The sequence below is a fragment of the Luteimonas sp. TWI662 genome (assembly GCF_039673825.1).
Taxonomy (GTDB): domain Bacteria; phylum Pseudomonadota; class Gammaproteobacteria; order Xanthomonadales; family Xanthomonadaceae; genus Luteimonas.
Genome location: NZ_JBDJMI010000009.1, coordinates 83,051 through 104,701, shown reverse-complemented (window position 1 = coordinate 104,701; position 21,651 = coordinate 83,051). Strand labels below are relative to the sequence as shown.

Sequence of the window (21,651 nt, the reverse complement as noted above, 5' to 3'; positions counted from 1 at the left end):
CGGCCGCGCGTCGGGCGGAGTAGGCTGGACCGGTCCCCGTCGCCCGGAGCCGTCCGATGAAACGCCTGTCGCTGTTCGTGTTGTCGCTGGCCTGCGCCACGTCCGCGCTCGCCGCCCCGAAGGCCGACCCGGTCGAATGGACGCTCGATGGCGAGACCTTCGCCGGTGTGCTGGTCTACGACGATGCCGTCCCGGGTCCCCGGCCAGGCCTGGTGATGGTGCCCAACTGGAAGGGCGTCAACGACGCGGCGATCGAAAAGGCGCGGCAGGCCGCCGGCGACCGCTACGTGGTGCTGGTCGCCGACGTCTACGGCAAGCAGGTCCGGCCCACGACCGATGCCGAGGCCGGCCCGGTCGCCAAGGCGCTGCGCGACGACCGGCCGACGCTGCGCGCACGCGCACGCAAGGCGGTGGAGGTGCTCAAAGCGCAGCCCCAGGTCGATGCGGGCCGGATCGCCGCATTCGGTTTTTGTTTCGGTGGGACCACCGTGCTCGAACTGGTCCGCGCCGGCGAGGCGCTCGCTGGCGTCGTGAGCCTGCACGGCGGCCTGACGACGCCGTTGCCGGCGGCGGCCGATGCGGTGAAGGCGTCGGTGCTGGTGCTCAACGGCGCCGCCGATCGCAGCGTGAGCGCCGAGGACATCGCCGGTTTCGAGCGTGAGATGGACGCGGCCGGCGCCGACTGGCAGTTCGTCAACTACAGCGGCGCGGTGCATTGCTTTGCCGAGGTCGATGCCGCGAGTCCGCCGGGTTGCATCTACGACGAACGCGCCGCCAGGCGTGCGTGGCGGCAGATGGGCGACTTCTTCGCCGAGGTGCTGGCGTCGCCGAGTCGCTGAGACGGGCTTGTGGCGTGATCCCGGCGTGCGTCCGGCCGCGGGTCAGTGCCCGCGTTCGACCGCGTAGCGGGCCAAGCCGCGCAGTGCGGCCACTGCCTCGTTGTCCGGCAGGCCGTCGAGCACGCGTTCGGCGGCGTCGGCGTACTCCACGGCGCGGGCGCGGCTGTAGGCGAGGCTGCCGGCATCGGCGATCGCGGCGAGCACCTCGGGCAGCGCCGTGGTGTCGCCTTGCTCGACGATCGTGCGCAGCCGCGCGCGGCGCTCGGGCGTGGCCTGGGCCATCGCGTGGATCAGCGGCAGCGTCGCCTTGCCCTCGGCCAGATCGTCGCCGAGGTTCTTGCCCAGCGCCGTGGCGTCGCCCGAGTAGTCGAGCACGTCGTCGGCGATCTGGAATGCGTAGCCCAACTGCATGCCGTAGTCGTAGAGCGCCTGCTGGACGGTCTCGTCGGCGTTGGACGCCATCGCGCCCAGGCGGGTGCCGGCGGCGAACAGCACCGCGGTCTTGCGTTCGATCACGCGCAGGTAGGCGGCCTCGTCGGTGTCGGGGTTGCGCACGTGCAGCAGCTGCAACACCTCGCCTTCGGCAATGCGGTTGGTGGTGTCGGCGAGCAGGCGCATGACTGCCATGCTGTCGAGCTCGACCATCAGCTGGAAGCTGCGCGAATACAGGAAATCGCCGACCAGCACGCTGGCGGCGTTGCCCCAGATTGCGTTGGCCGTGCTGCGGCCGCGGCGCAGGTCGGACTCGTCGACGACATCGTCGTGGAGCAGGGTCGAGGTGTGGATGAACTCGACGATCGCCGCAAGCTGGTGGTGGTCGCCGCGCACCTGCCCGGTGGCCTGGCCGGCCAGCATCACCAGCATCGGCCGCAGCCGCTTGCCGCCCGCCGAGACGATATGCTCGGCCACCTGGTTGATCAGCAGCACATCCGACGCCAGCCGGCGCCGGATCAGCGCATCGACCTGGGCCATGTCCGCGGCGGCGAGCGACTGGATCGCCGGCAGGTCGAGCCTGGCGGCCGGGGCGGCGGCGTTGTTCATGCGGGATCCGGGACGGGCAGACCCGGAATTATAGGAGAGCCCCGACGGCGGCGGGGGCGCTTTCCCGGCCCCACGCCAGGGGGTTGCCGGATCGCACCCCGGCGACCGGTATAATTCACTGTCCGCGCCCCCTCTTCATTCCCGGACACCCGCGCCGGCGCAATTCCAAGGACTCCTCATGGCCCGTGGCATCAACAAAGTGATCCTGGTCGGCAACCTCGGCAACGATCCCGACACCAAGTACACCCAGGGCGGCATGGCCGTGACCCGCATCAGCCTGGCCACCACCAGCGTGCGCAACGACCGCGACGGCAACAAGCAGGAGCGCACCGAATGGCACCGCGTGGTGTTCTTCGGCAAGCTCGGCGAGATTGCCGGCGAGTACCTGCGCAAGGGCAGCCAGGTCTATGTCGAAGGCGAGATCCGCTACGACAAGTACACCGGCCAGGATGGCGTGGAAAAGTACTCGACCGATATCGTCGCCAACGAGATGCAGATGCTCGGTGGCCGCGGCGAGGGCGGTGGCGGCGGTGGCGGCGGCGGTTACGAGCGCGCCAGCCGTCCGCAGCGCGGCCCGGGCAACGACGGCCCGCCGCAGCGCAGCGCCCCCGCGCAGCGCCAGGCCCCCCAGCAGCAGCGTCCGGCCCCGATGGACGACTTCTCCGACGACGACATCCCGTTCTGATCGCGGGCAACACCGCGTCGACGACGAACCCCAGCGGGCCCATGCACGCTGGGGTTTTTGTTTGGTCGGATGCCTGGGGCCTTGCGGCACCGCGATCGCGCTGCCGACCACCCGGGGCCGCGAGCGGCCGCCTGGTGCCGTGGCCGGACCTGCAGGACCGCGGCACTTGCGATGGCGGCTATCCCAGCAGGATCGAGGCCCAGACTGTGCCGACCATCAGCAGCGCAATGCTCTGGGCGGCGCTGCCCATGTCCTTGGCGCGCTTGGACAGCGGATGGCGTTCGAGCGAGATGCGATCGACCACTGCTTCGATCGCCGAGTTGAGCAGTTCGGTCAGCAGGCTGATGAAGCAGACCGCCAGCATCAGGGCGCGTGCGAGCGGCCCCACGTCCAGCACGCAGGCTGCGACGATGAGCACGCCGTGCAGGCCCAGCAGTTGGCGGAACGCGGCCTCGCTGCGAACGGCGGCGAGGAAGCCGTCGCGCGAGTAGAGCAAGGTGTGCGCGATCCGGCTCAGGCCGGTCTTGCCGTGTGGGTACTTGCCGGTCTCGGCGGGGCCTGGCGATGGCATCTGCATATCCTGCGACGTTGGATCAGCACGAGCGTGGCGCGGGGCCCGTCAGATCTTCGTCAGCCGCGGCGCCTTGGGATCCGGGCGGGCGGTCGACGCGGAGCGACCGGCCATTGGGTCGGGCATCGTCCCGCATGTCGAGCGTGAACCGGCATCCGTCCTCCGAGCTGTCGACCGTCATGCGCCAGTTCAGGTGCTCCACGATGCGCTGCACGATCGACAGGCCCAAGCCTTCACCGCTCTGCCGTGCGCTGGGCTGGAAGCGCTGGAACTGCTGTGGGTCGATGCTGGGCGGCAGGCCGGGGCCGGTGTCGGCGATCACCAGGGTCGTGCCATGCAGGGCGATGCGCACCTCGCCTTCGTCGGTGTACTGGCAGGCGTTGCGCAGCAGGTTCCAGATCACGCTGCGGGCTAGCTCCGGGTTGGTGTGCAGGTGGGCATCCTGCGGCGCGTCCAGGAGCAGGGCCACAGGCTTGCCTGCAAGCCATGGCCGGCAGCGCACCATGCTCTCCTCGATCAGCGGCTGCAGTGCGACGTCGGTGCGGGTCAGGCTCTGCGGGTCGCGCGAGAGCAGCAGCATGCACGCGAGCTGCCGCTGCATCTCCTGGGTGGTGCGCACGATCCGTTCGGCACTGCCGATCAGGCGGCTGTCGGCAGGCAGCTGGTGCGCGATCGTCTCCGCAGCGCCGGCGATGATGGCCAGCGGCGTGCGCAGTTCGTGGCTGGCGTCGCCGACGAAGCAGCGCTCGCGCTGCAGGAACTGTTCCGCTTCGTCGCTGTGCTGGGCGAATGCGCGGGCCAGGATGCCGATCTCGTCGCGCGCCTCCTGAAACGGAAAGGGTTTTTGCTTGCGCTCCACCGCCTCGGCCAGGCGGGTGATCGGCGCGATGACCCGGGTCGCGGTGGCGCGCCCGATCCAGAATGCGCACAGGATGCACAACAGGATGATGAACAGCGCGTAGATGTTGATCGCAAGCTCGAGATACGCGAAGTGCGCATCGGCCTGCTGCAGGTAGTAGCGTTCGCCATCGCGCTCGAAGACCAACAGGTGCCAGTCGCCCGGCCGCTCGGCGCCGTGGTAACCGAGCGGATACCAGTGCAGTGTCTCGGGCACGCTCTGCGCGTCGTAGAGCCGGGTGTCCTGGGCAAGCGTGGGTGCGACGCCTTGCGCGAGGTCGGCCTCCAGACGCTGCGCCGTGCGGATCAGGCTGTGGGAGATCACATTCTCCCGGAGTTCGTCGTAATCGAGCTGCTCGGCCAGCACCACGAGCGTCATCGCCGCCACCATCGCAAGCACGAACGACACCGTGATGCGGGTCTTGAGCGTCATCTGGCGGAGGGTGGTGCGCAGGATCATCACGTCGGAGCGTCCTCGATCAGTCCGGCATCGTGGATGCGGGCGCCAGCAGGCGCCAGCCCACGCCGTGCACCGTCTCGATCAACGCCGGCTCGAAGCCCTTGTCGATCTGCTGCCGCAGTTCGTGGATATGGGTGCGCAAGGCGCCGCTGTCGGGTGGGTCGTCGCCCCAGAGCAGGTACTCCATTTCCTGCTTCCGGACCACGGCGGGGGCGGCGCGCATCAGACACAGCAGGAGCTTGTGGGTGCTGGGCGTCAGTCCGATGGGCTGGTGTTGCCGCCAGGCCTGCGGGGCGCGGGTGTCCACCTGCAAATCCTCCCAGCGCAGCATGCCCTGCACCTGACGGCCCTGTGCGCGGCGCACCAGGGCCTTGATGCGTGCGTCCAGTTCCTTGAGCGAGAACGGCTTGACCAGGTAGTCGTCCGCGCCCAGCGCGAAGCCCTGCACGCGATCGTCGACCGGATCGCGTGCGGTCAGCATCAATATCGGCACCGGGTTCTGGAACTCCTCGCGCAACTTGCGGCACAGCGTCATGCCGTCGAGTCGCGGCAGCATCAGATCCAACAGGATGGCGTCGTAATCGTTCTGGGTGGCCATGTACAGGCCGGTGACGCCATCGCGGGCGTCGTCGAGAACGTAGCCCAACGGCTCGAAATAGCCGTACAGGTTGGCCACCAGTTCCGGGTTGTCCTCGATGATGAGCAGTCGGGTCATGGGGCGTGTGCTCTAACAACTTCCTGACGATAGGTTTCAAAGACTGCGCGCACTTTCCCCGGCTGGATCCTGCGCATGTCACCGCCTTCGACGCCCCTGCGGCTCAATCCCGTGCAGCTGACCTGGGTGGCGGCGTTGTTCTTCGCCACCATCGGCAACGTGGTGCTCTGGCGGACGTTGTGGCTGGAGGTGGAGATCGACGGCCTGCGCAGCCTGTCGTTCTTCCTCAGCCTGCCGGTCTTTCTGTTCTGCATCATCAACCTGCTGCTCACGCCGGTCGTGGCGCTGCCGTACATCAGAAAACCCCTGCTGGCCACCCTGGTGGTGATCAGCGCCGGATGCAGTTACTTCATGTTGCATTATAACGTGCTGATCGACCGCAGCATGGTGCAGAACTTTTTCGAGACCAATCAGGCCGAAATGGCCTCCTATTTCTCCCTTCCGCTGTTGCTCACCATTCTCGGGCTCGGGATCGTGCCGGCAGTGGCCACGCTGCTCCTGCAGACCAAATCGGTCGGCACGCCGATGCGGACGCTGGCCTGGTGGCTGGGCAATGTGGTGGTCACTTCGATCGTACTGATCGCGGTCACGATGGGGTTCTACAAGGACTATGCGTCGTTGCTGCGCAACAACGGGCATATTCGCGATCAGCTGCTGCCGTTCAATTTCGTGCGCAATACCAATGGGTATCTCAAGCGCAAGTACAGCGCGACTTCGCAGCCGCTGCGGACCGTTGCCGAAGACGCCACGCGCCCAGCGCCGGTTGCGGGTGCGCGGCCGAAACTGGTGATCGCAGTCGTGGGGGAAACCGCGCGTGCGCAGAATTTCCAGCTCAATGGTTATCCGCGTCCGACCAACCCGGTGTTGTCCAAGCGCGCGGACATCATCAGTTTCTCGGATGTGTCGTCCTGCGGCACCGCCACTGCGATCTCGTTGCCGTGCATGTTTTCGCGCATGACCCGCCCGCAGTACGACGAGGTGCGGGCGGCGACGGAAGAAAATCTGCTCGACATTCTGCAGCGCGCCGGAATCGAGATCCTCTGGCGCAACAACAACAATGGCGGTTGCAAGGGCGTGTGCGCGCGCGTGCCTACCGACGACATGCCCAAGCTGCGGGTTGCTGAGCACTGCGTCAACAAGGACGGCACCTGTTACGACGATGTGCTGCTGCACCAGCTTGAGGCGCGGATCGACACGATGCACGGTGACGCATTGATCGTTCTGCATCAGCTGGGCAGCCATGGGCCGACTTACTTCGAGCGCTATCCGCCCCAGGCGCGCGCCTTCACCCCCACCTGCGACAGCAATCAGATCCAGAAGTGCAGCAGCGAGGCGCTGACCAACACTTACGACAACACGCTGGTCTACACCGACCGGATGCTCGCCAACACCCTCGATTTGCTGCAGCGCTACGCCGACCGGCGCGATGTGGCCATGATCTACCTGTCCGATCACGGCGAATCGTTGGGCGAGCGCGGCATGTACCTGCACGGCACGCCCTACATGATCGCGCCCGACGAGCAGAAGAAGGTGCCGATGCTGATGTGGTTCTCGCCGGGGTTCGCGCAGCATGCTCGGCTCGACCTCGCCTGCCTGCGCGGCGCTGCCGCACGCCGGGCATACAGCCACGACAACTTCTATCACGCCATGCTCGGCCTGTTCGATGTGCGCAGTAGCGTGTATGCGCCGGGCCTGGATCTGTTCGCCGCCTGCCGTACGCCGCCGCCGCGATCCGCCAACTGAGCGTCGATGCGGCACCTGCGTGCCGGGCTTCGATCGGCTGATCTCAGGGGCACGGGTTGGGATGAGTGGGCAGGGGACGCGTCGGTCAGGACGCCGCGGGCCCGGGGCGCGCGAGCGCTTCGCCGGTGGCCTCGAGCAGGCGTCCGGACGCGTCGAGCAGCAGCCGCGCGCGACGGCCGGCGTAGTAGAACGTCGCGCGGTAACGGCCGGCATCCTCGCCGATGCCGCGTTCGCACAGCACGCTGACCTTGCCGTCGGTCATCAGCTGGCGGAACGCGTCGCCAGCCAGGCCCAGGCGGGCGGCGACCAGTGCGCCGTCGACTTCCAGCGCCGGCTGCCGCCTGCGCGGCGCGGCGATCGTCAACGCCTCGCTCATAGCGAGAGGCCGGCCAGCGACTCCGCATCCAGCGCACCGAAGTCGCTGGCGGTCGCGGCGAAGCGCTCGATCAACGCGCCGCGTGCGGTGTCGTGGTCCGGCGGGGACACCGGCAGCTGGTCGCCCGCAAGATCCTGATATCCGTGCATGAGAGGCCTCCTGGTTCACGGGTATCCTCGCCCGCTCGCGCACGCCACGCCTTGATCTGGATCAGAGCAACCGTTCGACCGGCCGTGGGGCGTGCCGTGGCTGTGACCGGTGCGCGGGCCGCCGCGACCGAAAGGCAGCGCGCACCGCCGTTCAGCGCAGGCCGTGCATCCAGCGCCGCACCAGTGGCGAGAGTACGAAGTAGGCCAGGCCCGAGCCGACCCCGATCCACAGCATGATCTGGAACAGTTCGGCGTACTTGGCTGCGGCCACGGCCATGTCGATCGCCTCGCCCTCGGCAACCTCGAGCGCGGTGAGCTTGCCGAACTGTGCGGCCAGGACTTCCGAGTACGCGGTCGCCAGCCAGAAGGCGCCCATCATCAGGCCGACCACGCGTGCGACCGACAACTGGGTGACCGCCGACAGCCCGATCGGCGACAGGCACATCTCGCCGATTTCCAGCAGGAAGTACGCCAGCACCAGCCACCACACACTGGCCAGCACGCCGTTGCCCGCCGCCTGCGCGGCCAGCAGCAGCGGCACGAACGCCAGCCCCGCGAACACCAGGCCGATCGCCATCTTCGTCGGCTTGCCGGGGTTGAGCCCGCGGCGGTCGAGCCAGGGCCACAGCCAGGAGAACACCGGGGCGAGCACGACGATGAAGAACGCGCCGAGGAAGGTCAGTGAGCCGGCCGTCTGGGGGACCAGCACGACGTCGTGCACCAGTGCGATCGCCAGCGCCACGACCATCGCGATCGCCGCCGCGCGCGCGGTGCCGGTGCGGCCGCGATCGCTGGCGCGCAGCGCAAGCACCATCAGCAGCGGGCTCGCGCCCAGTGCGAAGATCGCCCACGGCACGCCCGGCGTGTAGCCGCCCGGGGTCAGACCGAACAGGTCCTTGGTCAGCATCCGGTCGGTGAAGGTGACCCAGGAGCCGTAGGTCTGCTCGTAGAGCGTGAAGAAGATCAGCACGCCGAAGATCAGCAGCACCAGCGCCAGCATCTGCTCGCGCTCGACCCGGCTGCAGTGCCGGATCAGGAACCAGACGAACCAGACCACCAGCGCGGCGGCGATCAGGTGCATCGCGCCGTGCACGGTCCACGTGCGCTGGATCAGCTGCCACACCACCAGCGCGCCGCCGAAGCTGCCGGCGTAGATCCACCACTCGCGGCTCAACGGCCCGAGCTTCTCGGTCAACTTCGCCGGATCGTTCGGCTCGGCGTGGCCGCCGAGGTATTTCTGTCCCCATAAAAACACGATCAGGCCGGCGACCATGCCGATGCCCGCGGCGCCGAAGCCGTACTTCCAGCCATAGGTCTCGCCGAGGAACGCGCAGACCAGGCTGGCGAACAAGGCACCGACGTTGATGCCGGCATAGAACAGCGTGAAGCCCGAATCGCGACGCGGATCCTCGGGGGCGTAGAGCTTGCCGACGATCGTCGAGATGTTCGGCTTGAGAAAGCCCACGCCCATGATGATCAGTGCAAGCGACAGGTAGAACACCTGCAGCGCGGTGTCGTCGCGCACGACCGTACCGTCGACGATGCGCGCCTGTTCGCCTTCGAAAGCCATGCCCAGATGGCCGAGCACCAGCAGCACGCCGCCCAGCACCACTGCCTTGCGCATGCCCAGGTAGCGGTCGGCGAGCAGGCCGCCGAGCACCGGCATGGCGTAGACCAGGCCGCCATAGGCGCCGAGCAGATCGAAGCCGGCGTCGTCGCCGAACAGGTGGTACTTGAGGATGTACAGCAGCAACAGCGCTTTCATGCCGTAGAAGGAGAAGCGCTCCCACATCTCGGTGAAGAAGCAGACGAAAACCCCCTTGGGGTGGCCGAGGAAGTCGTCGGTGCCGCTCCGGGCGGTGATGGGGGCTGCGGCCATGGGCGCGTCGTCGTGAAATGGCGGAAGGCGCGAGTATAGGCGGCATCCGCGGGCGCCTGCCGCGCGCTACACTAAGCGGCACGCGCGGGGAGCGCGTCATCGGCCGGCCCTCTGGCGGCGGCCGCCCATCAAAAGGAGTCGGAAGGATGGTCCGCAAGGGACTGCAATGGATGCTTGCGTTCGTCGTGGCGGCCGCGTGCGCGGGCGCGTATGCGCAGGTCGACCTGGCGCCGTTCGTCGAGGACGACGGTTTCCGTGACATCAAGATCTCGCCGACCGGCGAGTACTTCGCCGCGACGATGCCGTACGGCGACAGCACCGCAATCGGCGTGGTCCGCTGGGCCGACCGCAGCATCGTCGGCAGCTACCGGCTGCCGCGCAACACCCACATCGCCGAGTTCTGGTGGGCCAAGGACGACCGCCTGGTCTTCGCATTGGCCGAGCGCTTCGGCGCGCGCGACTATCCCAACCCGACCGGCGAGCTGTACGCGATGAATGCCGACGGCTCGCGCGCGCAGTTGCTCGTGGGCTGGCGCGTGCGCGGCACGCCGACCGGCACCCGGATCCCCGCCGGTGGCAAGGCCGAACTGGTCCAGGCGTGGCCGATCGACCTGCTGGCCGGCGATGCGCGCAATATCCTGGTATCGGTGGCGCCCTTGACCCGCGATCCGCTGACCCGGGTCGATCGGTTGGACGTCTATACCGGTCGGCGTACCACCGAGGCCACGGTGCCGGTCGGGCGCGCAACGTTCACCACCGACCATGCCGGCGAGGTGCGCTTCGCAGTCGGCGCGCGGTCCGACAACCTCAGCCAGCTCTACTACCGCGTCGGCCGCGGAGAAGGCTGGCGGCTGATCAACGACGAACGCCAGAGTGGACGCCAGGAGTTCCCGATCGGATTTTCCGATGACGACCGCATCGCCTATCTGCGCGTTTCCCAGCCCACCGGGCCCGACGCGATCGTCGCCTGGGACATCGCCGCGGACACGCGGCGCGAGGTGCTGCGCGACGCCGTCGTCGATCCCGAGATCATCTATCGGCCGGGCACGGAGACGCCGGTCGGCGCGCGGTTCCTGGGCGCGACGCCGCGGCAGGCGTTCTTCGACGACACCTCGGCCGACGCCAGGCTCGGGCGCATGTTCGAACAGGCGTTCCCTGGCCAGGTCGTGCGGATCGCTTCGGCCACGCGCGATGCCTCGACCAAGCTGTTGCTGGCGACCAGCGACGTCGACCCGGGCACGTTCTACACCTATGACGCGGCCACCAAGCAGGCGGATTTCGCGCTCGCGCGGCGCGCCGGCGTCGACCCGACGCGCATGGCCCCGATGCGCGCAGTCTCGTTGCCGGCCCGCGACGGGCTGGTGCTCCATGGCTATCTCACGCGGCCGGCCGGGCACGAAGACGGCCCGCTGCCGCTTGTGGTGCTGCCGCACGGTGGGCCTTTCGGCATCTTTGACGATTGGGCATTCGATCCCGACGTGCAGGTGCTGGCGCAGGCCGGCTACGCGGTGCTGCAGATCAACTATCGCGGCTCGGGCAACCAGGGGCGCAGCTTCCGCCAGGCCGGTGCACGCGGCTGGGGCACGACGATGCAGGACGACCTGACCGATGCGACCCGCTGGGCGGTCGCGCAGGGCATCGCCGACGCCGAGCGTATCTGCCTCTACGGCGGTAGTTATGGCGGTTACGCGTCGTTGATGGGGGTGGCGCGCGAGCCGGATCTGTATCGCTGCGCGGTGGGCTATGTCGGCGTCTACGACTTGCCGTTGATGCGGGCGGAAAACCGGCGATCCGCGGCCTGGGCGGGAACCTGGACCGACGAATGGGTCGGTGACGATACCGCGCAACTGGCGGCGCGTTCGCCCACGCGTCTGGCGACGCAGATCCGCGTGCCGGTGCTGTTGGTGGCTGGCGGCGAGGACGAGGTCGCGCCGGTCGAACACACGCGCCGGATGGAGCGTGCGCTGCGGGCAGCCAAGGTGCCGGTCGAGACCTTGTATGTCGCCAAAGAGGGACACGGCTTCTACAAGCCCGAGAACAAACGCGCGTTCTACACCCAATTGCTCGCGTTCCTGTCCACCCATTTAGGCGGCGCCACCGCGAAGGAATGAATACGGGCCGGCGCCGGCAGGACGCCCGGTCATGCAGCGCCCTGCACATGCGGGGCGCCGTCCGGCGCTTTGCCAGCCCGGCGGCACCGGCCTACCATGCGGACTCTTTGCCCGGAGCCCGTCCCATGCCATTGCGTCCCGCCCTGCTGTCGTTGTGTCTGCTCGCCGTATTGCCGGCTGCCGCCCAGGAGCGCGGGCTCGACGTCCGTGATCTGGTCAAGCTCGACCGTGTGTCCTCGCCGTTGCTGACCACCGATGGCCGCCAACTGGTCTTTGCCCAGCGCACGCTGGATTTCGATTCGGGCAAGGCGACCACGGCGCTTTACGCGCGCAACCTGGTGACTCGTGACCTGGCGCCGCCGAAGCGGATCACGCCAGATGGCTGGAACGTCAACTCGCCTGCGTTGTCGGCCGATGGTCAGACGGTCTACTTCCTCAGCGGTAAGCACGGCAGCTCACAGGTCTACGCGATGCCGCTGGGCGGCGGCGCCCCGCGCCAGTTGACCGACGTCGCAGTGGACATCGGCAGCTTCCAGGTGTCGCCCGATGGCCGTCGCGTGGCCTTCAGCGCCGACACCTTCGGTGATTGCGCGGCCGATCTGGCGTGCACCCAGCGCAAGCTCGGCGAGCAGAAGGACGCCAAGGCCAGCGGCGTGGTCTACGACCAACTGTTCGTGCGCCACTGGGACACCTGGAAGGACGGCACGATGAGCCGCCTGTTCGTCGCCGATCTGCCGGCCGCAGGTGCGCGCCCGGTCGCCACCGTGCGTGCGCTGGGGCATGCACTGCAAGGCGATATCCCGTCCAAGCCCTTCGGCGGCGCGGAGGATTACACTTGGGCCCCGGACGGCCGCTCGGTCGTGGCCAGCGTCAAGGTCGCGGGTCGTGAGGCGCCGTGGTCGACTAACTTCGATCTCTACCGCATCGACGCTGCCGGCGATGCCGCGCCGGTCAATCTGACCGCATCGAACCCGGCCTGGGATGCCGGCCCGGTGTTCAGCGCCGATGGCCGCACGCTGTTCTACCGCGCGATGAAGCGACCGGGCTTCGAGGCCGACCGCTACGCGCTGATGGCGCTGGATGTCGCCAGCGGCCAGGCGCGCGAGATCGCGCCGCAGTGGGACCGCTCGCCGAGCAGCCTGCAGCCGTCGGCCGATGGCCGCACGCTGTATGTCGCTGCGCAGGACACCGGCGAATACCCGCTGTTCCGCGTCGATGTCGCCACCGGCGAGGTCACCAAGCTCATCGCCGATGGTTCGATCTCCGCGTTCGCGATTGCGGGCGACACCATCGCGCTGAGCCGCAATTCGATCCGCAGTGGCGATACCCTCTACACCGGTTCGCTGCAGTCGCTGGGCGCCGATACGCAACTGCGCCAGATCACCCCCACCGCCGCCGAGCGCCTGCCCGATGTTGCCTTCGGCGACTACGAGCAGTTCTCGTTCAAGGGCGCAGGCAACGAGACCGTCTATGGCTATGTGGTCAAGCCCTGGAACTATCAGGAGGGGAAGACCTATCCGGTCGCGTTCCTGATCCACGGCGGCCCGCAGGGCAGCTTCGGCAACGGCTGGAGCTACCGCTGGAACCCGCAGACCTATGCGGGGCAGGGCTATGCGGTGGTGATGATCGACTTCCACGGCTCCACCGGCTACGGCCAGGCGTTCACCGACGCGATCAGCGGCGACTGGGGCGGCAAGCCGCTCGAGGATCTGCAAAAAGGCTGGGCGGCGGCGCAGCACAAGTACGCCTTCCTCGACGGGGACCGCGCCTGCGCGCTGGGTGCCAGCTATGGCGGCTACATGATCAACTGGATCGCCGGCAACTGGTTCGACCGCAGCGGCAATTCGCCTTGGAAGTGCCTGGTCAACCACGACGGCGTGTTCGACACCCGCTCGATGGGTTACGTGACCGAGGAGCTGTGGTTCACCGAATGGGAGAACCAGGGCACGCCGTTCGACCAGCCCAAGAACTACGAGCGCTTCAACCCGGTCAACCACGTCGCCAACTGGAAGGTGCCGATGCTGGTGGTGCAGGGCGAAAAGGACTATCGCGTGCCGGTGGACCAGGGCCTGTCGACGTTCACCGCGCTGCAGCGCAAGGGCATCGAATCGAAGCTGCTGTACTTCCCCGACGAGAACCACTGGGTGCTCAAGCCGCACAACAGCGTGCTGTGGCACGACACCGTCACCGCCTGGCTCACGCTCCCCCGCGCCCGTGCGCCCTGGGCGTCCCCCTTTGCGCTACCGCCCGCCCGCCTCGCACCGCGCCGGGCCCGCCGCGGGGCGCGATGCCGTTTCTCCCGCCTCCTTTTGTCTGAAGGTCCGACCGCATGGCGATCGACTCCGCTGCACCTTCCACCGCGCTGATCACCAGCGACATCGTCATGTTCGGCCTGATCGCTGCGACGCTGGGGCTGATCTTCTGGCTGGCCAGCGGACCGACGCCGTTCTGGAAGAAGTTCTTCACCTGGGTGCCGGCGCTGCTGCTGTGCTACTTCGTCCCGGCGTTCTACAACACGGTCGGCTTGATCGACGGTGAGCACAACAGCCTCTACAACCCGGTCGCCAGCCGCGTGCTGCTGCCTGCGGCGCTGGTGCTGCTGACGCTGTCGATCGACCTCAAAGGCATTCTCAAGCTCGGGCCCCGGCTGCTGTTCGTGTTCGTGGCCGGCACCGTCGGTCTGGTGCTGGGCGCGATCGTGTCGTTCCAGATCATGGAGTGGGTGCATCCGCCGGCCGTCGCCGGCGACACCTGGAAAGGCATGGCGGCGCTGGCCGGCAGCTGGGTGGGCGGCGGCGCGAACATGGTCGCGATGCGCGAGGTCTATCAGGTCGATGCGACGTTGTTCGGTCAGTTCGCGGTGGTCGACGTCGCGATGGCCAGCGCGCTGATGGCGACGCTGCTGTTCCTGGCCAATCGCTCGGCCCAGATCGACGCGCGCTCGGGCGCCGACACGCGCGCGATCGACGAGATGAAGGCGAAGATGGCGGCATTCGAGGCCGCCAATGCGCGGATCCCGACGCTCACCGACCTGATGGTCATTATCGGGGTGGCGTTCGGCATCGTCGGTGTGGCGCACGCGATCGCCACACCGCTGGCGGCGTGGTTCGCCGCCAATGTCGAGAACGCCGCGCAGTACAGCCTCGATTCGGCTTTCGTGTGGGTGATCCTCATCGCCACCGGCGCTGGCCTGAGCCTGAGCTTCACGCGCGCCCGTAACCTCGAAAGCGCCGGCGCCTCGCGGCTGGGCACGGTGCTGCTCTATTTCCTCATCGCCTGCATCGGCATGCAGATGGACTTCACCAAGTTGTTCGACCGACTCGAACTGCTCGCGATCGGCGCGATCTGGATGGTGGTCCACGTGCTGGTGATCTGGGGGGCGGCCCGCCTGGTCAAGGCCCCGATGTTCTACATCGGCGTCGGCTCGATGGGCAATGTCGGCGCGGCTGCCTCGGCGCCCGTCATCGCCGCAGCCTTCCACCCCACGCTCGCGCCCGTTGGCGTCCTCCTGGGCACCGTCGGCTACGCCACCGGTACGGTGATCGCCTACTTCGTCGGCCAGATCCTGCGCGTCATGGCCGGTCAATAACCGGAGTAGTAACCGGGGTCAGAGTGCATTTCGCTCACGAAATTGCACTCTGACCCCGGTTTGCAGGGTGGGGTCAGCAGCAGCGGAAACCGCTGCGCCCGCCGAAGCGGGCTTCCTGGCGTTCGCGAAAGAAGGTCTTGTAGTCCATCGGTTCGCGATCGGGATGCTTCTCGAGCATGTGGCGGACGTAGTTGTCGTAGTCGGGCACGCCGCAGCACAGCCGCGCGGTCTGCACCACTCTTCGCCACACACGTTTGTGTGTGGCGAAGTAGTCGACCGGGACCAGGGTGCCGGCCATCAGCGCATCGCTCCGGCGACGGCCCGCATCACAGCCAGGCCTTCTGCTGGTCGGGCGAGAGCTCGACGTACGGGGTCTCGCGCGCGGTCGGCGTGGCCACGCGGCGGGCACGTACGATCGCGCGGATCGCGAAGAACAGCGTGCTGAACACCACGAACAGGAACAGTGCCGTCAGGCCCGCGTTGACGTAGGCGTTGACGACCACCTGCTGCATCTGGCCGGCGGTCTTGGCCGCGCCCAGCAGCTCGCCGTTGGCCAGCGCCGCCTTGTAGTGGCTGGCCTGGGCGAGGAAGCCGACGGCCGGCTTGGGGTCGAACAGCTTGATCAGGCCCGCCGCGGTGGTGCAGATCAGCAACCACACCGCCGGCACGACCGTCACCCACGCATAGCGGTCCTTCTTCATCTTGAACAACACCACCGTGCACAGCATCAGCGCGATACCGGCCAGCATCTGGTTGGCGATGCCAAACAGCGGCCACAAGGTGTTGATGCCGCCCAGCGGATCGACCACGCCCTGATAGAGGAAGTAGCCCCACAGCGCCACGCAGCCGGCCGTGCCCAGGGCATTGGCGCCCCAGTTGTCGGTCTTGCGCAGCACCGGCACGAAGTTGCCGAGCAGGTCCTGCAGCATGAACCGGCCCGCACGCGTGCCCGCGTCCACCGCGGTCAGGATGAACAGCGCCTCGAACAGGATCGCAAAGTGGTACCAGAACGCCATCGCCGCCTCGCCGGTGAAGGGCAGGGCGTCGTGCAGGATCACCGCGATGCCCACCGCCAGCGTCGGCGCGCCGCCGGCGCGCGAGATGATGGTGTGCTCACCGATCTGCTGGGCCTTGAGTTCCAGCGCCTCGGGGGTGATCACAAAGCCCATCTGGCTCACCGCCGCCGCCGCGCTGTGCACGTCGGTGCCGACGATCGCCGCGGGGCTGTTCATCGCAAAGTAGATGCCCGGATCGAGGATCGAGGCCGCGACCAGCGCCATGATCGCCACGAACGATTCCATCAGCATGCCGCCGTAGCCGATGTAACGGGCGTGGGTCTCGTTGGCGAGCAGCTTCGGCGTGGTGCCCGAGGAGATCAGCGCGTGGAAGCCCGACACCGCGCCGCAGGCGATGGTGATGAACAGGAACGGGAACAGGCCGCCCTTCCAGACCGGGCCGTCGCCGGTGGACGCGAACTCGGTCAACGCCGGCATCTTCAGCGAGGTGACCTCGGGGCTGGCGATGACGATGCCGATCGCCAGCGCAACGATCACGCCGATCTTGAGGAACGTCGACAGGTAGTCGCGCGGCGCCAGCAGCAGCCACACCGGCAGCGTCGCGGCGACGAAGCCGTAGCCGATCAGCATCCAGGTGATCTGGGTGCCGGTGAAGGTGAACGCCGGGCCCCAGGTCGGGTGGGCGCCGACCTTGCCGCCCAGCCAGATCGCGCCCAGCAGCAGCACGATGCCGACCACCGAGATCTCGCCGATCTTGCCGGGTCGGATGTAGCGCATGTACAGACCCATGAAGATCGCGATGGGCATCGTCGCGATCACCGTGAACATGCCCCATGGGCTCTCGGCCAGCGCCTTGACGACGATCATCGCCAGCACCGCCAGGATGATGATCATGATCATGAAGGCGCCGAACAGCGCGATGGTGCCGGCCACCTGGCCCATCTCCTCGCGCACCAGGTCGCCGAGCGAGCGGCCGTTGCGGCGGGTGGACACGAACAGGACCATGAAGTCCTGCACCGCGCCGGCCAGCACCACGCCGACGATCAGCCACAGCATGCCGGGCAGGTAGCCCATCTGCGCCGCCAGCACCGGGCCGACCAGCGGACCAGCACCCGCGATCGCAGCGAAGTGGTGCCCGAACAGCACGTGCTTGTTGGTCGGTACGTAATCCAGACCGTCGTTGTTGACGTGCGCGGGCGTTGCGCGGCGCACGTCCAGCCCCATCACGTTCTTGGCGATGTACAGGCTGTAGTAGCGATAGGCGACCAGATAGATCGAGACCGCCGCGACCACAATCCACAACGCGCTGATCTGTTCGCCTTGGCGCAGGGCGACGACGCCCATGCAGGCGGCGCCCAGCAGCGCGACCGCGCCCCAGACGACGTGGTTGACGACACCCTTCATAGCGATTCCCCGGAAAGACCGCGCACAGGGTCGCGCCGGGGGACGGCGCGGTCAATGCGGATCGACGCCGATCGCGGCGCGAAGGCTTACGACTTTCGTCTTAGACGGCGCGCCCGAAGGGTGAATGGGGCCGGGCGAAGCGCCTGCTAGGATGACGCGCCTTCCGAGCCGGACCTCCCCAGTGCCCCCGATTCTGCCGCCCGCCCCGCGCACGCCCCAGGGGCGCCGACCGGTCGCCCGACGATGAACGCACCGATGGAGGCGTCGCTGCGCGAGCAGTTGCAGTCGCTGATCGCGGGGCTGCCCGACGGCGATGTACAGGTCGGCCCCCTGGTCGACGAACTTGGCGCGCAGGGCATGCTGCTGCTGGTGATCCTGCTGACCCTGGTCTTCCTGATCCCGGTCTCGATTCCGGGCGTCAGCACAGTGTTCGGCGCGGTCATCGTCCTGGTCGGCGTGGCCCGGATGATGGGGCGGCCCTTGTGGCTGCCGGCCGCGGTGCGTCGCCGCTCGGTGCCGGCCGGGCGCATGCGCGGCGCGCTCGACGCCGGATTGCGGTGGGTGCGCCGGCTGGAGCGCATCACCCGGCCCGGCCGTCTGGCCGGCCTGACCCACGGCCGCGGCATCGGGCTGTTCAACGACGCGGCGCTGATCCTGGGCGCGGTGCTGCTGATGGCCCCGTTCGGCTTCATCCCCTTCAGCAACACCGTGCCCGGCGTGGCGCTGATGTGCCTGGCGATCGGCCTGCTGCAGCGCGACGGCATGATGGTGCTGCTGGGCCACCTGGCCAATGTGCTGACGATCGTCTACTTCGCGGTGCTGATCGGCGGCGGCGGGCTGGCGATCCGAGAGGCGCTCACGCGCTTGTGGCCGGCGTAGCGCCGGCCGCGGGCGGCCTTTGGCGCTGCCCAAGCGTCGGCGCTACAGCCAGCCCGCCCGTTTGAACATCCGGTAGAGCAGGCCCATGACCACGGCCGTGCCGCCGATCAACAGCGGGTAGGCGTAGCGCTCGTCGAGCTCGGGCATGTTGTGGAAATTCATGCCGTACCAGCTGGTGATCAGCGTCGGTGCGGCGAGCAGCGCGGCCCAGGCGCCGAGCTTTTTGACGATCTCGCCCTGGGTCAGCGTGACGAGCGCCTGGTTCACCGCCAGCGCAGTGCCGAGCATGTCGCGCAAGGCGTCGACGGTTTCGTTGATGCGGGCGGAGTGGTCGAGCACGTCGCGGATGTAGGGCTTCATGTCGGCGGGGACCAGCGGCCCGGTGTTGCGCATCAGTTGCGAGAGCACGTCCTGCAGCGGCGTGGCCGCGACCCGCATCCAGGTCAGCTCGCGCTTGAGCTCGTAGAGGCGGATCAGGATGCGGCGATGGAACTGCGCGCTGACGATGTGGCGCTCGAGCGCGTCGAGCGTGGTGCGGAACTCCTCGACCACCGGCAAGTAGTTGTCGACGATCGCATCGAGCACCGCGTACAGCGCCGACGACGGCCCCATCGCCAGCAGCGCCGGTTCGCGCTCCAGGCGACGGCGGGCCGGCGCATACGACAACGAGGCGCCGTGGCGCACGGTCACCAGGTAGCGGGCGCCGAGGAACAGGTGGGTCTCGCCGTAGGCGATGCGCTCGTCGACCGCCTGCGCGGTGTTGGCGACGATGAACAGCGAATCGCCGTAGGCCTCGATCTTCGGGCGTTGGTGCGCCTTGCCGGCATCCTCGATCGCCAGGTCGTGCAGGTCGAACTCGGCCTGCAACTGCGCCAGCACGCTCTGGTCGGGTTCGTAGAGACCAATCCAGGCAAAGCACGACGGGTCGTCAACCAGCGCCTCCCCAACATCGGCCAACGCGACGTCGCGCTTGCCGCCGGGGCCGTAGACCGCGCAGTTCACCACGCTCGGCGGATTGGTCGCAGGAGAATCGCTCATCGACGCATCCTCCGCGAAACCGGGGTCAGAGTGCAATTTCCCGCCGCGTGGCGAGACATTGCACTCTGACCCCGGTTTTGTTTAGAGGGCGACGAGGCGGACGGCCAGGCCGCCGGCAGGGGCCAGTCGGACCGACAGGGTGTCGCCGGCATCGACACTGCGCGTTTCGATCACCAGGTCGTGGGGGTCGTCGCGCCAGCCGGCGTTGTCGCCGTCGCGGTAGATCTGCGCGGTGTAGCGTCGGCCGGCGGCCAGGAAGTCCAGCGGGACTTCGATGGTGCGCGCGGCGTCGTCGGTGACCGCACCCAGGTACCAGTCGTCGCCATCGCGGGCGCGACGCGCGATCACCGCATACTCGCCGACCTCGCCGGCGACCGCGCGGGTGTCCTCCCAGTCGACCGGCACGTCGCGGATGAACTGGAAGGCCTCGGGACGCGCCTCGTAATGCTCGAGCAGGTCGGCCGCCATCTGCAGCGGGCTGTAGATCACCACGTACAGCGCCAGTTGCTTGGCCAGCGTGCTGGCCATCGGCTCGCCGGACTTGGCGTCCATGCCGAACACGCCGGGCGTGAAGTCCATCGGCCCGGCCAGCAGTCGCGTAAACACCAGCGTGGCCTCGTGTGCGGGCGGGTTGCCGGGATTGCCCCAGGCGTTGAACTCCATCCCGCGCGCGCCCTCGCGCGTGATCAGGTTGGGATACGTGCGGCGCAGTCCGGTGTCCTTGACCGGCTCGTGGGGATTGACCGCGATATGGCGCTTGGCGGCAGCATCGACCACCCGCTGGTGGTGGCGCACCATCGCCTGGCCCTCGTGCCAGGCGTAGCGGAGCCGGCCCTGGGCATCGCGCACCTTGGCCTGTCCTGCGTCGGCGACATAGCCGGTCTTGACCGCGTGCACGCCCAGGCGCGCGTACAGGTCGAACGCGTCGTCGAGCTGCTGTTCGTAATGCGCGGCATTGCCCGAGGTCTCGTGATGGCCGATCAGCATCACGCCCTTTTCGCGCGCATAGCGGGTGACTTCTTCGAGGTCGAAGTCGGGGTAGGCGCGGGTGAAGCTGAAGGTCTCGCCGTTGCCGAACCACTCGCCATCCCAACCGACGTTCCAGCCTTCGACCAGCACGCCGCCCAGGCCGTTGGCGGCGGCGAAGTCGATGTGGCGCTTGGCGTGGGCGGTGGTCGCGCCGTGCTTGGGGCCCGAGGCCCAGGTCTTGCGGTCGAGGTGCATCTCCCACCAGATGCCGACGTACTTCATCGGCTGGATCCAGGAGACGTCGCCGAGTGCGTTGGGCGCGTTGAGGTTGAGGATCAGTCCCGACTCGACCAGGCCACCGGCGCGATCGGCGATCTGGATGGTGCGCCACGGCGTTGCGAACGGCGCGGCGACTTCGACCTTGGCCTCGCCGATGCCCGGCGTCAGTGCAGCTTTGAGCTTGCGGCCGTCGACGCGGGTCAGGTTCATGCCCGAGTAGTCGACCAGCGCCGCCTCGTGGATCGACAGATGCAGGCCGGCATCGGTGCGCAGCGTGATCGGCGTCTGCGCGTCGCCGACCTGCTCGATCGGGGTGCGGTGGTAGAGGTACTCCTCGCGGTTCCACTCGAAGGCCGGGATCCACCAGGCCGTCGCCGCATCGGCGACGACGAATTCGGTCAGCTCTTCGCTGATCGCCAGGCGGCGCAGCCCTGGCTGGTCGGGAAAGTCGTAGCGGAAACCGACGCCATCGTCGAACACGCGGAACACCACGTCGAAACGGCGCTTGGCGCCGCTGGTCTCGGCGAAGGTGACGCGCAGTTCGTTGTGGTGGTCGCGCATGTGCCGGCGCTCGCCCCACGGCAACTCCCAGGCCTCGTCATGGCTGCGCGTGCGCTGGTCGACGATGGCGAGATTGCGTTCGAACTTCGGCGCGTCGGCGAACAGCATGCCCAGGCGCGAATCAGCGATCACCGGTCGACCGGCCCGACTGATGCGGTAGCTGGCGCGGCCTTCGTTGTCGGTCGTGACTTCGACGGCGATCGTCGCGTCGGGCGAGGTGACGCGGGCGGCCGATCCGGACGAAGGATTCGCAAACGCCGACAGCGGCAGCAGCAGGGCGAGACAGAGCGTGAACCGGTTCGACATGTGCAGCGCCCTCCCAAGCGCATTCGCGTGCGGTCGTCCCGATTCTGTCACGCAGGTCCCAGGCGCCGTGGCTGCATACGTATGCGGCGCAGCGGGCGCGGCATCCGGGATGCGGTAGCGAACAGGGCTGCGAGCCGCAGCCGT

The 21,651-nt window shown here is 68.0% G+C and carries 17 protein-coding genes and 1 pseudogene; 7 read left to right on the top strand and 11 right to left on the bottom strand.

The window, feature by feature from the left end; all coding sequences use genetic code 11:
* Positions 1–56 precede the first annotated feature (56 nt).
* Entirely contained in the window at positions 57–839 is a 783-nt protein-coding gene (locus ABE488_RS08555; protein WP_346447846.1) for a dienelactone hydrolase family protein, read from the top strand.
* 42 nt (positions 840–881) lie between these two features.
* Here the strand turns inward: ABE488_RS08555 and ABE488_RS08550 are convergent, their stop codons facing one another.
* Positions 882–1,880 carry a polyprenyl synthetase family protein gene (locus ABE488_RS08550; RefSeq protein WP_346447844.1) on the bottom strand — a complete coding sequence of 333 codons (999 nt, stop codon included), beginning with the start codon at positions 1,878–1,880 and terminating at the stop codon, positions 882–884.
* A 178-nt stretch (positions 1,881–2,058) separates the two neighbouring features.
* On the opposite strand from ABE488_RS08550, the gene ssb reads away from it, so the two are divergent.
* Positions 2,059–2,565: a single-stranded DNA-binding protein gene (ssb, locus tag ABE488_RS08545; protein ID WP_346443399.1), complete on the top strand. Its 507-nt coding sequence runs from the start codon at positions 2,059–2,061 to the stop codon at positions 2,563–2,565.
* Positions 2,566–2,743: 178 nt separating this feature from the next.
* On the opposite strand, the gene ABE488_RS08540 is transcribed toward ssb, so the two are convergent.
* Genes ABE488_RS08540 through ABE488_RS08530 form a run of 3 tightly spaced genes read right to left on the bottom strand, consistent with a single transcriptional unit; the run spans position 2,744 to position 5,208 of the window.
* Positions 2,744–3,136, bottom strand: a complete 393-nt coding sequence (locus ABE488_RS08540) for a diacylglycerol kinase (RefSeq protein ID WP_346443401.1) — start codon at positions 3,134–3,136, stop codon at positions 2,744–2,746.
* 22 nt (positions 3,137–3,158) lie between these two features.
* On the bottom strand, positions 3,159–4,493 hold the full coding sequence (locus ABE488_RS08535; RefSeq protein WP_346443530.1) for a HAMP domain-containing sensor histidine kinase: 1,335 nt from the start codon (positions 4,491–4,493) through the stop codon (positions 3,159–3,161).
* Positions 4,494–4,512: 19 nt separating this feature from the next.
* Positions 4,513–5,208, bottom strand: a complete 696-nt coding sequence (locus tag ABE488_RS08530; protein ID WP_346447843.1) for a response regulator transcription factor — start codon at positions 5,206–5,208, stop codon at positions 4,513–4,515.
* 75 nt (positions 5,209–5,283) lie between these two features.
* Here ABE488_RS08530 and ABE488_RS08525 point away from each other — a divergent pair, with 75 nt between their 5' ends.
* Positions 5,284–6,951 (top strand): phosphoethanolamine--lipid A transferase, encoded by a 1,668-nt coding sequence (locus ABE488_RS08525; RefSeq protein WP_346447841.1) that lies wholly within the window; start codon positions 5,284–5,286, stop codon positions 6,949–6,951.
* 85 nt (positions 6,952–7,036) lie between these two features.
* Here the strand turns inward: ABE488_RS08525 and ABE488_RS08520 are convergent, their stop codons facing one another.
* The 3 genes from ABE488_RS08520 to ABE488_RS08510 form a co-directional block, all read right to left on the bottom strand.
* A complete protein-coding gene (locus ABE488_RS08520; RefSeq protein ID WP_346443406.1) occupies positions 7,037–7,327 on the bottom strand; it encodes a DUF6522 family protein in 291 nt (96 codons plus the stop codon).
* Positions 7,324–7,476, bottom strand: a complete 153-nt coding sequence (locus tag ABE488_RS08515) for a hypothetical protein (protein WP_346443408.1) — start codon at positions 7,474–7,476, stop codon at positions 7,324–7,326. The genes ABE488_RS08520 and ABE488_RS08515 overlap by 4 nt, the downstream gene beginning before the upstream one ends.
* Before the next feature lie 151 nt (positions 7,477–7,627).
* Entirely contained in the window at positions 7,628–9,355 is a 1,728-nt protein-coding gene (locus ABE488_RS08510; protein ID WP_346443410.1) for an oligopeptide:H+ symporter, read from the bottom strand.
* 146 nt (positions 9,356–9,501) lie between these two features.
* Here ABE488_RS08510 and ABE488_RS08505 point away from each other — a divergent pair, with 146 nt between their 5' ends.
* The 3 genes and pseudogenes from ABE488_RS08505 (at position 9,502) to ABE488_RS08495 (ending at position 15,055) form a co-directional block, all read left to right on the top strand.
* Positions 9,502–11,466 carry a S9 family peptidase gene (locus ABE488_RS08505; RefSeq protein ID WP_346447840.1) on the top strand — a complete coding sequence of 655 codons (1,965 nt, stop codon included), beginning with the start codon at positions 9,502–9,504 and terminating at the stop codon, positions 11,464–11,466.
* 125 nt (positions 11,467–11,591) lie between these two features.
* Positions 11,592–13,664 (top strand): annotated as a pseudogene (locus ABE488_RS08500) (S9 family peptidase); the annotation flags it as partial.
* A gap of 131 nt (positions 13,665–13,795) precedes the next feature.
* The gene (locus ABE488_RS08495) at positions 13,796–15,055 is read left to right on the top strand and encodes a DUF819 family protein (RefSeq protein WP_346447839.1); all 1,260 of its coding nucleotides are present in this window, start codon (positions 13,796–13,798) and stop codon (positions 15,053–15,055) included.
* 73 nt (positions 15,056–15,128) lie between these two features.
* Here ABE488_RS08495 and ABE488_RS08490 read toward each other — a convergent pair whose 3' ends face one another.
* Positions 15,129–15,353: a CstA-like transporter-associated (seleno)protein gene (locus ABE488_RS08490; protein WP_346443417.1), complete on the bottom strand. Its 225-nt coding sequence runs from the start codon at positions 15,351–15,353 to the stop codon at positions 15,129–15,131.
* A 28-nt stretch (positions 15,354–15,381) separates the two neighbouring features.
* Positions 15,382–17,475 (bottom strand): carbon starvation CstA family protein, encoded by a 2,094-nt coding sequence (locus tag ABE488_RS08485; protein WP_346443419.1) that lies wholly within the window; start codon positions 17,473–17,475, stop codon positions 15,382–15,384.
* 243 nt (positions 17,476–17,718) lie between these two features.
* Between ABE488_RS08485 and ABE488_RS08480 the strand changes: the two genes are divergently transcribed.
* The gene (locus tag ABE488_RS08480) at positions 17,719–18,354 is read left to right on the top strand and encodes an exopolysaccharide biosynthesis protein (RefSeq protein ID WP_346447837.1); all 636 of its coding nucleotides are present in this window, start codon (positions 17,719–17,721) and stop codon (positions 18,352–18,354) included.
* 42 nt (positions 18,355–18,396) lie between these two features.
* Here ABE488_RS08480 and ABE488_RS08475 read toward each other — a convergent pair whose 3' ends face one another.
* On the bottom strand, positions 18,397–19,392 hold the full coding sequence (locus ABE488_RS08475; RefSeq protein ID WP_346447836.1) for a magnesium and cobalt transport protein CorA: 996 nt from the start codon (positions 19,390–19,392) through the stop codon (positions 18,397–18,399).
* Between the two features lie 81 nt (positions 19,393–19,473).
* The gene (locus ABE488_RS08470; RefSeq protein ID WP_346447834.1) at positions 19,474–21,507 is read right to left on the bottom strand and encodes a glycoside hydrolase family 97 protein; all 2,034 of its coding nucleotides are present in this window, start codon (positions 21,505–21,507) and stop codon (positions 19,474–19,476) included.
* Positions 21,508–21,651: the final 144 nt, after the last annotated feature.